Raw genomic sequence first — 12,580 nt, forward strand, 5'->3', positions numbered from 1 at the left:
GCGAGCCACGAAGGGTCCCGCAACTTGTCTCACCGAGCCCTTCGAGGCTCGTCGCTTGCGCTCCTCGCACCTCAGGGAGCAGGGGTTATGCGGTTCTTTCGGATTAGGGCGGTGTCCAGGTCGATCTCACCTCAGGGAGCGATGGTCCCCTACAGCCAGAGGACGATCTCCCCGTCCCGGTCCTCGACCCGGTAGACGCCGACGGAGCCGACGCCCTCGGAGGTGCAACGACCGTCGGCCAGTTCGAAGGCGTACTGATGCAGCGGACAGACGACCTTGGCGAGGTCGAACTGACCGTCAGCCAGCGGTCCCCCGCGGTGCGGGCAGACGGCATCGGTGGCGCGCAGGGTTCCGTCGGTCAGACGGAACACCGCGATCTGTCTGTCTCGCACCGCATATGCGCGACTCTCGCCGACCTGCAGGTCCGCCATGAGTCCGACGACGATGCCGGACCCCACCGACACACTGGTCATCGGACCGGCACCTGGGGCAGCGGCAGCAACGGCAGCGCCGAGGTGAACTGCGCGGGCGACTTGGGCTCGGCCCGATCGAGCCAGGGATCGACGTAGGCCTCGACCGCGGCGTCGATCCGCTCCTGCAACCCCGCCACCAGGCCGTCGCGATCGTCGACGATGATCGCGCGGAGTTCGTCGATCCCGATGCGCGGGACGAAGGCGTACGTCCGCTCCAGCCACTTGCCCTGTTCGCGGTAGTACTGGATGAAGATGCCGCACAACCGGATCACCTCGTCGGCCGAGTCGACCGTCGCCAGGAGATCGCCCTTGCGGATGTGCGCACCGGCGGCACCGCCGACATAGATCTCCCACTTGCCGTCGCCGATCGCGACGACACCGAAGTCCTTGCACAGCGCCTCCGCGCAGTTGCGTGGGCACCCGGTCACCGCGAGTTTGAGTTTCGCCGGCGACTCCAAACCCTGGTAGCGCGTCTCGATGTCGATGCCGAGCTGCGTCGAATCGCCGAGTCCGAAACGGCAATAGTCGGTTCCGACGCAGGTTTTCACAGTCCGGAAACTCTTGCCATAGGCGTAGCCCGACGGCATGCCGAGATCCTCCCAGACCTTCGGGAGGTCTTCCTTCTTCACGCCGAGCAGGTCCAGTCGTTGTCCGCCAGTCGCCTTGATCATCGGGATCGAGTACTTCTCGGCAACGTCGGCGATCTTGCGCAGCTGATCGGGCGAGGTCACCCCGCCCTTCATCTGTGGCACCACCGAGAACGTGCCGTCCCGCTGGATGTTCGCGTGTACGCGGTCGTTGACGAACAGGGCACCGGGTTCCCGTTTCCAGTCCGAACCCCAGATGATCCGCAGCAGCGACGCGAGCGGCATTTTGGCCGCCGCGTCCTCACCCTCCGGGGCGAGTCTGGTCAGCACCTCACTGACCGATCGCAGATCCTGCCGGCGGATGGCGTCGATGAGTTCGGGTTTCGTCAGCGGGATGGCCGGGACGTACCAGTCGGCGGACGCGTCGGCGGTGAGCGCATCGCCTGCGGCGTGTTCGACGATGTCGGCGACGAGCCCCTTGCAGGACCCACACCCCTTGCCGGCGCGGGTCTTTGCACACACGTCGCCCACACTGGTGCACCCCGACGCGACGCAGGCCATGATGTCGCCTTTGGTGATCCCGTTGCAGTTGCACACCTGCACGTCGTCGGCGAGTTCGGCCGCCCCGGTCTCGGCGCTGGGTGTGCCCAGGTCGAAGAGCATCGAGATGCGCTCGTCAGGCAGCGGGATCTTGTCGTCGAAAGCCTGCGTGAGGAAGTTGGCTTTGGAGATGTCGCCCAGCAGCATCGCTCCGATGAGCTTGTTGTCGCGGACCACGACACTCTTGTAGACCCCGTTGCGCGGTTCGTAGAACTGGACGAACTCGTCGTCCTCGCGTTCGGGCCCCTTGACCCCCATGGCGGCGACGTCGACACCGGCGACCTTGAGCTTGGTGGTCAATCGCGAGCCATGGTATTCGGCATCGGGATTCGCGCCGGTCAGTACATCGGCGAGCACCACCGCCTGCTCCCAGAGGGGCGCGACGAGACCGTACACCTCGCTACGGTGCTGGGCACACTCCCCGACCGCGTAGATGAAGGCCTCGTCCTCGCAACGCATCTGGTCGTCGACGACGATGCCGCGTTCCACGACCAGCCCAGCGCCACGGGCGATCTCGACGTTGGGACGGATGCCGGCCGTCACCACGATCATGTCGGCGGGCAGCGAATCCCCGTCGGTGAAGCCGACTCCGGCGACGGTCTCGTCGTCGTTGCGCAGCACCGCTGTCGTCCGCTTCCCGGTGTGGACGCCGACGCCGAGCGCCTCGATCTGGTTGCGCAACACCTTGCCGCCGCGTTCGTCGAGTTGCTGGTTCATCAGGTGTCCCGGAGAGTGCACGACGTCGACGGCCAGGCCTTGGGTACGGAGTCCGTAGGCGGCTTCGAGTCCCAGCAGACCACCACCGATCACCACTGCGCGTACATCGTCGCGCGACGCGGCCATCTGCAGCATGCCGTTCGTGTCCTCGATGGTGCGAAAGCCGAACACCCCGCGCGCCAGTTTGCCGTCGGGCTCACGCAATCCGTCCATGTTCGGGAAGAACGTGTGCGATCCGGTCGCGATGATGAGCACGTCGAAGTCGATGACGCGGCCGCTGGCACAGGTGACCGTCTTGGCGAAGCGGTCGATCGACTCGGCACGGTCGCCGGAGTACAGCGTGACGTCGTTCTCCCGGTACCACGCCATCGGGTTGAGCATCAGATCGTCGTCGTCGACCGCGGCCTCACCGGCGAGCACATGGCTGAGCATGATCCGGTTGTAGTTGCCGTACGGCTCGTCGCCGATCATGGTGATGGTGAACTGATCCCGTCCTCCCCGGGAGATGATCTCCTCCACGGTGCGTGCGCCGGCCATACCGTTGCCGACGACGACCAGTCGTCGCCTGGGCACCCTGGGGGCGTCGCTCGTACGCTCGTCCCCCATCAGAAGACGACCAACCCGAAGTCGATGACGACCTCGCCGCTCGCGCCCTCGGGCGCGGCGAGCAGGAGTTCGAGCGTGCTGTCGGGTTCTACGTCCTCGACGACCCGCAACGGCACGTTGACCGACGATTTCGCACCCATGGGGAACATCCGCATCGGGGTGCCGTCGCGCACGAGGGTCACACAGATGAGTTCGTCCGAGCTGTTGCCGCCACGAAAGTACAACGGCTGAGCCGTCATTCCCGGCGGAACGACGAAGGTCAGCGACGCGTCGATCGGGCCCGGCTTCGACAGACCCGACCCGGAGAACGCATGGACACCCTGCAGAAACCGTGGAGTGCTCGACATGTCGCCACTATCCGGGAGTCGCATGAAATGCGACTTGCCTCGGTGTTACGGCGGCGTTGTCTGGTTCTCACCGGCCGGAATCGGAGGGGAGAGCGCTGACGGGCCAGGTCTTACCGCGGTGTCAGCGCACGCTCCCGGGCGAGGAAGAAGAACGGGATCGCCGTGGCGATGCCCACCCCGAAGGTCAGCACCACCGACGCCGCCCACCACGGCAGGATTCGCAGACGGCGCGCCTCCGCGAAAGCCCACAGGTGGAATCCGATGACGACGAAGGTCAGGTCGACCATTGCGAACCGGCCCGGCGTCGTCTTCAGGATGTCCCCCACGAAGAAGTCCTTCGCCGACTCGGGGCCGTTGCGTCGGACGTAGGGAATCGCGATGGCGTTCTGGGTCACCAACGAAGCCAGGAAGACCACGAAGAGTGATCGCTCGCGCCATTTCTGGTCGGAATCGGTGGTGGTCATCGCGCCTCCCTCGACGAGTTGGAACCTCGATGGTGCCACGGATGCCCGCCGGCGAGGCCGAGTTCCGCGCCGGCGTCGGGTGTCAGGACCGACGCCACCCGGCGGCGCCCACCATGTCGGCGACCTGGGTGAACTTCACCCGTGGGCGTCCCTGCTCGAGGCCCCGACGCCGCTCGCGACGGTCGATGGCACGCATTCCGCGGTAGCCGATCACCGTCCGCACGCGCTTGCGTACCAACGCGCCGAACGCGCCCGGTTCCTGGTCTGTCCGTCGCAGGCGACCCGTCGCGGCGTCGGAGAGGAAATCCTCGACGGTCCGCGTCGCGCACATCTTGTTGGCGCCGATCCCGCCGCTGGGTCCGCGCTTGGCCCAGCCGAGCACGTAACCACCCGGGATGATCGCCCCCGTCTCGTCGACCAGTCGACCGTCGACGTTGCTGAAGACGCCCCGCGCATCGTCGAAGGTGAGACCGGGGATCGGGGTGGAGCGGTAGCCGATCGAACGCACCACCAGGTCGGTGGCGACATGGTGACGCCCCTCGCCCGTACGCACCGTGATCGACTCGACCTGCGAATCGCCGGTGATCTCTTCGGGGCTGCTGTGGAAGAGGAACACGATGCGACGGCGGTTCGGATCGGCCGGAACTCGGAACCGAGCGAGGTCGGCACCTGCCTCAACATCGTCGATCACCTCGACCTCGACACCCGGGATCTCCGACAGGGCACGGTATTCGGCCGCGGTGTAAGCGGCGGACGCCTGGTCGCGACGACCCAGCAGCACCACTTCGTGCACGTTCTGCTCGGCGAGCAGGTCCAGCGCACGGTCGGCGATGTCGGTCGTGGCCAACAGCTCCGGCGGTGACACCAGGATCCGCGCAACGTCGAGAGCGACGTTGCCGGTACCGACGACGACCGCCCGGCCCATCGCCGGATCGTCCGCGGTCCCGCGGCGTAGCGGCGGCCCGGCATCGACGCCGGGCACCCCGTTGTACCAGGCCACCAGATCGGTGGCCGACGTCGAACCCGGCAGGTCCTCACCCGGAATGCCCAGTCGCCGTGACTCACTCGCGCCGACCGCGTAGAACACGGCATCGAAGTGTTCGGCCAGTTCGGCCGGCGTGATCTGGTCGGGACCGTCGCCGATCGCCACATTGGTCAGCATCGTCACGCGGGGGTCGCGGTAGAGCAGATCGAATCCGCGCAGCACACCCTTGGTGCCCGGATGATCCGGAGCGACGCCGGCGCGCACGAGCCCACCCGGCGTCGGGAGCTTGTCGATCACGGTGACCCGCGCCTCGGTGCGGTCGAGCAGGGTACGCAGTGCGTATCCCCCCGAGGGACCGGTACCGACCAGCGCGACCCGAAGTCCCGCAGGGAGTTTCGGAACATCGGGATAGGTGATGGAGGACTCGGAGTCGTCACCGATGGGCGCCCAGCCCGAACGGACATCCGGGTTGGTCTTGTAGAAGTCCGCGTTGATGTCGATGAACACCTTGTCACGAGTGCCGAGTTTGTCCGCGGGATAGATCGCGTCGACCGGGCACGCGTCCGCGCATGCGCCGCAATCGATGCACGCCTCGGGATCGATGTGCAGGATGTCGGAGCTGCCGAAGCCGCGCTCCTCGGGTGTCGGATGGATGCAGTTGACCGGGCACACGGCGACGCATGCCGCATCGCTGCAACACGATTGGGTGATGACGAACATCAGAGCATGTGCGCTTTCCGGTAGTACCGCATGGCGGGCTTGGTGAGCAGTCCGACCTCGTCGAGGAACTCCATGAGGTGGGCACAGCTGCTGCGGATCATCGAGTGAAAGTGTGAATTGCTGCGCATCTCGCGGACGGCGCGGTCGACGTCGAGCCCGGCGTCGGCAAATGCCTTGGGCTGCACCAGGCTCGTGACGATGTAGTAGGCACCGACCGAGACCGCGAACGCGCTGAACTGGCGTCTAGCCCAGCTCACACCCTCCAGGGAGTCGCGAACCTCTTCGCGCGCGAACTTCATGTGGCGCGATTCTTCGAGGACGTGGATCTCGTTCACGGTGCGGATGAAGTCGAGGACCCGATCGTCGCGCATGCAACCACGCTGGAAGACGTCGAGCACTTCCTCGGCAACGAGGATCCCGGCGTAGGCGACCTCGTTCTTCGCGGTCTGCATGAAGATCTTGCCGAGGCGCGAGACCTTCTTCGACGGATGGTAGGACGCGCCGACCATCTTCTCCGACGCCTTGGCGAACATGATCGAGTGCCGGCACTCGTCGGCGACCTCGGTGAGCGCGAACTGGAACTCGGAACCGTGGTAGTCGCCCAGGTACTGATCACGGATGACCATCTCCTGGAGGATCATCTCGAACCAGATGCCGATGTTCATGATCGAGGCGAACTCGTGGCGCGTGACCGAGATGCGCTGCTCTTCGGTCAGCTCGTCCCAGTACGCGGTTCCGTAGAGCGACGACCATTCCGGGCTGCACCCGTACTTGGTGGGATCCATCGGCTTGGACCAGTCGATCTCGGTCATCGCGTTGCGCGACAGCCGGGCGGCCGATGCCAACAAGCGTGCCGAGACCTCTTCGGTCCCCTGGTCACGGAGACTGATGACATTCTCGGATCGTTCCATCGCGGCGGTCATGGCACTCACTTCCCGGTCGTCGTCGATCGTGACAATGATCGATGTAATGACAATGCGTGTTGTCAAGATAGCACTGCCGTGTGACCGAGTAAACGAATCGGCGAATATACTCACCGGTAAGTTCGGCACCGAACGCGATCGTCGCAGGTCATCGCCGTCCAATTGTTCCGTTCATCGACTAGGAGTTCGCATGCCTTCCATCTTCATCACCGGCGGCGCCGCCGGGATCGGTCTCGCCACCGCGGAGCGTTTCGGCCGCGAAGGGTGGACGGTCGGCGTCTACGACGTCGACGTGGACGCGCTGGCGAAGGTGAAGGCAGACCATCCCGACTTCGTCACCGGCACCATCGACGTCCGCGAACCGCAGCAGTGGGCCGATGCCCTCGCCGAGTTCACCTCGCACACCGGTGGCACGCTCGACGTCCTCGACAACAACGCCGGCATCCTGCACGAAGGCCAGATCGACCACATCTCGCCGGATCAGATCAAGCGGCAGATCGACATCGACGCCCTCGGCGTCGCCCTGGGTGCCCAGGCCGCGTACCCGTATCTGAAGAAGACTCCGGGCGCGCACCTGGTGAACATCGGATCGGCGTCGGCCATCTACGGCCAGCCCGGCATCGCCGTCTACTCCGCGACCAAGTTCTTCGTCGCCGGCCTGACCGAGGCGCTCGAGCTGGAGTGGGAGCACGACGACATCCGCGTCGTCAGCATCTGGCCGCTGTGGGCCAAGACCGCACTGGCCACCGGCGGTGCGAAGTCGACCAAGACCCTCGGCATCCGCATCACGCCCGAGCAGGTCGCGGACAAGATCTGGGAGTCGGTGCATCCGACCCGCCAGGACAAGCTGCTGCATCGCACCAGCTACTCCGTCGGCGCGCAGACCCTCGTCCTCCAGAACGCCGCCAAGTTCATCCCGAACTTCCTCAACCGGACCGTCAACAAGTACATCGCCCAGTAGTCCTCGGGCAGTCCCCCCGGCCCGCAAACCCACCCCTTTCCACAAACCCACCATGCTCGGACCGGGTGGGTTTACGGAAAAGGGGTGGGTTTGTCGGACGGTGGGTCCAAAAGGGGTGTCCCGCGCGTCTGATTCGTATGGACCTACCCACCGACACGCACGGCCTGATCCTCCGCAGGGAAGCCGTCGGCACCCACATCAGCGACGAACAGCTGCGGCGCATGGTCAGCAGCAAGGCCCTCTCTCGACTCTGGCCGGGAGCGATGGCCGATTTCACCGCGGTCGGCGAGCTCCACGCCATCGAGAAACACCGCTTGACCGTCATCGCTGCGGCACGGGCGGGACGGCCCGGTCGGATCTTCAGCCACGCTTCCTCGGCTGCCATGCACAGATTGCCGATGCTGTGGCCCGACGTATCGCAGGTCCATGTGACGTCGCCGAAGGTCGGGAAACGGGCCAAGAACATCGTCAGACATCAGGCCACCGTCACGCCGTAGGACATCGAGGTCATCGACGGCGTCACGGTGACATCGATCGAGCGCACGGCCTGCGATGTCGCCCGACTGGGAACCAACCGGCAGGCCCTCGCGGTGCTCGATGCCGCGCTTCGACGCGACGCCGATCCAGACCGGATGAGACAGATCCTCGACTCGTGCCGGGGATTCAAGGGAGTCGAGATGCTTCGCCGCGCGCTGGCGCACGCGAACGCGTCGTCGGAGGGTGTCGGCGAGTCCCTCAGTCGTGCAATCATGCTCGAGTTTCCCGACCTACCGGTACCGCGACAACAGGTGGAGATCGACGACGACCACGGCAGGTTCATCGCTCGCGTCGACTTCTTGCTGGCGAACCGGGTGATCGGCGAGTTCGACGGGATGATCAAGTACAGCGGCGGCCTGGGCAACGAACCCGCCTGGCAGACGGTGGTCAACGAGAAGGCGCGCGAGGACAAGCTGCGCGCGCAGGGGTACACCGTCGTGCGGTGGACATGGCAGGACCTCGCCGACAAGGCGTGCTTCTACGCGCAGATCAAGAAGGCGCTTCGATCCGGCGGCATCACATCCACCCCTTTTCCGTAAACCCACCGCGCTCGGACCGGGTGGGTTTGCGGAAAAGGGGTGGGTGTGCAGGAAGGTGAAGCGTCGCGGGGGGAGTGGGCGTGCAGGGGGTCAGCGTCGCGCGGTGGGGAGTCGCAACGCGAACCGCAGACTCACGAGGCGCAGACCGGTCGCGAGCACCGAGCCGACGACGAGCCAGATCCAGTGCGGCGCCGAGGTGTACGAGCCGCAGACCCCGACGATCGCGGCACCGAGTACAGCGGGCACGGCGTAGAGGTCGGACGGTTGGAGGAGGAGCGGGACCTCGTTGGAGATCACATCGCGGAGCGCCCCACCGCCCACTGCGGTGAGGAGACCAACGGTCGTCGCTGCGAACGGACTGGCCCCGACGTCGAGTGCGATGCTCGCGCCCGTCGCGGCGAAGAGCCCCATCCCGAATGCGTCGAGCACCAGAATCGACCGGTGCAGCGCGGTGAAGGCCGGATGGAAGAAGAAGACGACAAGGCTGGCCACGGTCGCGGTGACGATCGGACCCCACCCGTTGATCGACGCGGGCGGGTTGATCCCGAGCAGGACATCGCGCACGACGCCACCACCGACACCCGTGAGCACGCCGACGGTGACGATCCCCCACATGTCGAAGTCCTTGCGAACCCCGAGCATCGCCCCCGACGCCGCGAACACCGCGATACCCGCGAAGTTGAGCACGTCGAGTAGCACGAGATCACCTCTTGATCAGGTCGGGGAACGTCGGGCGGTACACGAATGACCGCCCCCGGGCGAACCGGGGGCGGTCATCGGTATGACAGTGCGGTGCCGAAACGGCGACCGAACGGGGCTAGCGACGATCCAGGTCGATGAGGCCGGCGCGAGCCGCCTTGACCAGACGACGCGGAATCCGCACGGGGACGCCGTTCACCTTCTCTTCTTGCAGTGCGGGGTTTTCCGCCTTCCACTGCGAACGACGGCTACGGGTGTTCGCCCGCGACATCCGGCGCTTCGGTACAGCCATGGTTGAGCCCTTCTCCTACTGTGGTCTGCGTGGCCGCCGGTGACGCCAGGCATCACTGGGTCGGCCCCATCGGTGCGCCTCTCGACCCGACGCGGCCGCGGCACACAACCCGACCAGACTACCTGCCGAGGACGTCCAGCTCCAAAATGGTCGACGTACCCATCTCCGGGCGTCCGTTTCTCAGAGGTAGCTCCAGGGCGACTGCAGGTCGGTCAACGCGATGGCCACCCAGTATGCGACCCATACGACCAGGATGAACACACCGATGATGATCGCGGTCAGCGCGACGCCGTCCCCGGTCTGTTTGCCACCCGACCCCGCGATCTGCTTGCGGGCGACGATCCCGAGCACCAGCCCGATGAGACCGCCGATCCCGCTGCACAGCAGACCCAGCAGGGAGGCCACGAGCGCGGCCACGGCCAGCGTATTGGTCGACGAACCCCCTGCATCGCCCCGATCGGGTTCGGAATGGGGATCGGCCGAGTCGGCTGATCGGGATTCGCCGGACTGGAGTTGGCCGGACTGGGGTTGGCCGGACGGGGGGAACGGCGAGGGTTGTTGTCCCGGGATCGGCCCCTGCGGGGGCTGACCGTACGCCTGCTGCCCGTAGCCCGGCGGCGGGCCGTACCCCGGTCGTCCCTGGCCGGGTTGACCGAAGCTCTGTTGCTGGTTCAAGCCCTGTTGCGGGCCGCCGTGGTCCGGCCTGCCGTACCCCGGCGGCTGGCCGTAGCCAGACGGCCTCCCGGGACCCTGCTGACCGTAACCCTGCTGGGGAGGCGGAGGCGCCTGGCCCGGTGGCGGTCCCGACGGTGGTCGCGTCGAGATCACCCGCGTGGAGTCGTACCCCGACGGGGGCGGGCCGCTCGGGCCCGGACCATCGGCCGCAGGTGGTGACGAGACCGGTTGCGCAGACGCGGGATTCGACGGTCCTCCGGTACGGATGACGCGGGTGACACCGTCGGCCGGACTGTGCGACTCCGGAATCTCCGTGTTGTCGGGACCGGCACCCGGCGTCGAGGTCACCGGCACCGAGTCCGGTGCGGGCTCGGGGACGGCGGCTTTCTGGGTCGGTTCCCACGGCGACGGGTCGGTTGCCGAGGCGTCCGAAGGTGGTCGAGGTGACGGGGCCGGATCCGTCGGATCGCTGCCCCCGGGCGGAGTGGTCATCAGGTGCCTTTCACATGCTGTGCGCGCAGCGGACATCGCGAGGGAGATGTGTGCACGCACACCCGGCCGTGCAACGATCACAGCCTAGTGAGAAAGGGCTCCGAACTGGGCCCGAAGTCGGTGATCACGACCCGAATCGGCCCGATATTCGTTCAGTAGTAGTAGGTGGACGAGCTCGTGTCGCCTACCACGATCAGGACGATGAACAGAACAGTCCAGACCACGCCACCGACGATGGCCAACGAGCCGGTGATGATCCCGGCCAAGCCCATCCCCGACCCACTCTGCGTGCCACCGGACTGCTCGATGTCGCGACGCGCCATGAAACCCAGCACAACGGCCGCGATGCCGACCGGTATCGACAAGAAGAACGAGAAGAACAGGCAGGCAATCAGCGAGACGACGCCGACGATGCCACAGATGAGTGCCGCGATCGCCTTGCCGTTGGTGCTCTTCTGCGGAGCCCCGTACCCGTATCCGCCACCGTAGGGCGATGCACCGTAGGGATTCTGCGATCCGTAGGCGCTCCCGTAGGCCGGAGCCTGGCCTGCCTGGTAAGGATCGTTGTACTGGCCGTAGGACCCGCCCGGCGGTTGTGCATAAGGGTCCTGACCCGGAGCCCCGTACCCTTGATCGCCGGCGGGCGATCCGTACGGACTCTGACCGTATTGGTCCTGCCCGTACGCGTTCTGGCCGGATGGATTCTGCCCGTAGGGATTCTGTCCGTAGGGATTCTGTCCGTAGGCGTTCTGACCGTAGGCGTTCTGGCCGTACGGGTCCGACGACGGGCCCGGCTGGTAGGTCTGACCGTATTCGGTCGGCGCGTACTCCGGGGCGGCTCCGCCCCGACCCTGGTCACCCTTGCTGAGATTGGGACCCGAGCCACCCGACGACCCTGAACCAGGCACCGTTCCCCAGTCGTCCTGACCCTGGCCCGAGCCCTGTCCCGGTGGATAACTCACGCACAACCCCCATGTAGATCCGACACGATGTGTTCACCAGCCTAACGACTAGACTCGACCGGTGTCTGGCGTCATCTCCGGCTTCACGGTGATCTTCATTGTAGTCGGGGTGGGTTACGTCCTCGGGCGCACGCGAGTCATCGGCGACCATGCCCACGAAGTCCTGTCCCGCCTGGTGTTCTTCGTCTTCACCCCGGCGCTCCTGTTCCATTCGATGGTCACCTCCGACCTGTCGGTGATCTTCTCGGCGACGCTCGTGATCGCCGGCGGCAGCGCGCTCCTCATGGGTGCGGCCTACGTGGTGGTCGCCAAACTCTGGCTACGGCGCGCGGTTCCCGAACTCGTCATCGGCGGCCTGTCGGCGTCGTACGTGAACAGCGTCAATCTCGGCCTACCGATCGCGATCTTCGTTCTCGACGACGCGTCGTTCATCGCGCCTCTGCTGCTGTTCCAGATCCTCATCTACTCGCCGGTCGCGTTGCTGGCGCTCGATCTCACCGCGCTCGACCGTGATTCCGGACGGTCACTGCTGCGGGACTCCCTGATCGCCCCGATCACCAATCCGATCGTCGTCGGTGGGCTCGCCGGTCTGGCGATCTCGCTGATCGGTTGGACTCCGCCGGCTGCGGTGATGTCGCCCCTGAAGATGCTGGGCGACGCCTCGGTACCCGCGGCCCTCCTCGCGTTCGGGTTGTCGCTGACCGGGGTGGCGGTCTTCAAGAAGGGGCAGAGCCCACGCCGCGACATCGCGCTGGCGACTGTGCTGAAGATGGTCGTCATGCCACTCACCGTCTACGCCATCGCCCGATGGGGATTCGGACAGAAGGGCGAGGCCCTGTTCGCCCAGGTGGTCATCGCGGCGTTGCCGACCGCTCAGAACGTCCTGGTGTACGCGACGCGCTATCGCCGCGGACAGATCCTCGCGCGCGACACCGCACTCCTCACGACACTCGCGTCGATCCCGACCATCATGGTCATCGCACTGGTGCTCGCCTGACGAG

12 protein-coding genes and 1 pseudogene are annotated in these 12,580 nt (G+C 66.1%); 3 read left to right on the plus strand and 10 right to left on the minus strand.

Annotated elements, in window-relative coordinates:
- Positions 1-149: 149 nt before the first annotated feature.
- The 6 genes from ACFW3F_RS10940 to ACFW3F_RS10965 form a co-directional block, all read right to left on the minus strand.
- A complete protein-coding gene (locus tag ACFW3F_RS10940; RefSeq protein ID WP_388057128.1) occupies positions 150-473 on the minus strand; it encodes a Rieske (2Fe-2S) protein in 324 nt (107 codons plus the stop codon).
- Complete coding sequence (gene nirB, locus ACFW3F_RS10945; RefSeq protein WP_388057129.1) at positions 470-2,950, minus strand: nitrite reductase large subunit NirB; 2,481 nt, start codon at positions 2,948-2,950, stop codon at positions 470-472. The genes ACFW3F_RS10940 and nirB overlap by 4 nt, the downstream gene beginning before the upstream one ends.
- 32 nt (positions 2,951-2,982) lie before the next feature.
- On the minus strand, positions 2,983-3,330 hold the full coding sequence (locus ACFW3F_RS10950; RefSeq protein ID WP_388057131.1) for a molybdopterin oxidoreductase: 348 nt from the start codon (positions 3,328-3,330) through the stop codon (positions 2,983-2,985).
- A gap of 110 nt (positions 3,331-3,440) precedes the next feature.
- Complete coding sequence (locus tag ACFW3F_RS10955; RefSeq protein ID WP_388057133.1) at positions 3,441-3,794, minus strand: DUF2834 domain-containing protein; 354 nt, start codon at positions 3,792-3,794, stop codon at positions 3,441-3,443.
- Positions 3,795-3,876: 82 nt separating this feature from the next.
- Positions 3,877-5,499: an FAD-dependent oxidoreductase gene (locus tag ACFW3F_RS10960; protein ID WP_388057135.1), complete on the minus strand. Its 1,623-nt coding sequence runs from the start codon at positions 5,497-5,499 to the stop codon at positions 3,877-3,879.
- Positions 5,499-6,422, minus strand: coding sequence for a diiron oxygenase (locus ACFW3F_RS10965; protein WP_388057137.1), 924 nt, complete (start codon positions 6,420-6,422; stop codon positions 5,499-5,501). Before ACFW3F_RS10965 ends, ACFW3F_RS10960 begins: the two co-directional genes overlap by 1 nt.
- Before the next feature lie 190 nt (positions 6,423-6,612).
- Between ACFW3F_RS10965 and ACFW3F_RS10970 the strand changes: the two genes are divergently transcribed.
- Together ACFW3F_RS10970 and ACFW3F_RS10975 are read left to right on the plus strand one after the other, a co-directional pair.
- Positions 6,613-7,383 carry an SDR family oxidoreductase gene (locus ACFW3F_RS10970; protein ID WP_388057139.1) on the plus strand — a complete coding sequence of 257 codons (771 nt, stop codon included), beginning with the start codon at positions 6,613-6,615 and terminating at the stop codon, positions 7,381-7,383.
- Positions 7,384-7,520: 137 nt separating this feature from the next.
- Positions 7,521-8,459: pseudogene (locus ACFW3F_RS10975) on the plus strand (hypothetical protein).
- 90 nt (positions 8,460-8,549) lie between these two features.
- Here the strand turns inward: ACFW3F_RS10975 and ACFW3F_RS10980 are convergent.
- From ACFW3F_RS10980 to ACFW3F_RS10995, 4 genes are all read right to left on the minus strand, one after another.
- Entirely contained in the window at positions 8,550-9,158 is a 609-nt protein-coding gene (locus tag ACFW3F_RS10980; RefSeq protein ID WP_388057141.1) for a trimeric intracellular cation channel family protein, read from the minus strand.
- 118 nt (positions 9,159-9,276) lie between these two features.
- Positions 9,277-9,450 (minus strand): 50S ribosomal protein L32, encoded by a 174-nt coding sequence (gene rpmF / locus ACFW3F_RS10985; RefSeq protein ID WP_004020060.1) that lies wholly within the window; start codon positions 9,448-9,450, stop codon positions 9,277-9,279.
- Positions 9,451-9,630: 180 nt separating this feature from the next.
- The gene (locus ACFW3F_RS10990; RefSeq protein WP_388057143.1) at positions 9,631-10,617 is read right to left on the minus strand and encodes a DUF4190 domain-containing protein; all 987 of its coding nucleotides are present in this window, start codon (positions 10,615-10,617) and stop codon (positions 9,631-9,633) included.
- Between the two features lie 152 nt (positions 10,618-10,769).
- Complete coding sequence (locus ACFW3F_RS10995) at positions 10,770-11,579, minus strand: DUF4190 domain-containing protein (protein WP_388057145.1); 810 nt, start codon at positions 11,577-11,579, stop codon at positions 10,770-10,772.
- A gap of 61 nt (positions 11,580-11,640) precedes the next feature.
- On the opposite strand from ACFW3F_RS10995, the gene ACFW3F_RS11000 reads away from it, so the two are divergent.
- Complete coding sequence (locus tag ACFW3F_RS11000; protein WP_388057147.1) at positions 11,641-12,576, plus strand: AEC family transporter; 936 nt, start codon at positions 11,641-11,643, stop codon at positions 12,574-12,576.
- The last annotated feature ends 4 nt before the right edge of the window (positions 12,577-12,580 follow it).

The organism is Gordonia sp. NPDC058843 (assembly GCF_042743165.1).
Classification (GTDB): Bacteria; Actinomycetota; Actinomycetes; order Mycobacteriales; family Mycobacteriaceae; genus Gordonia.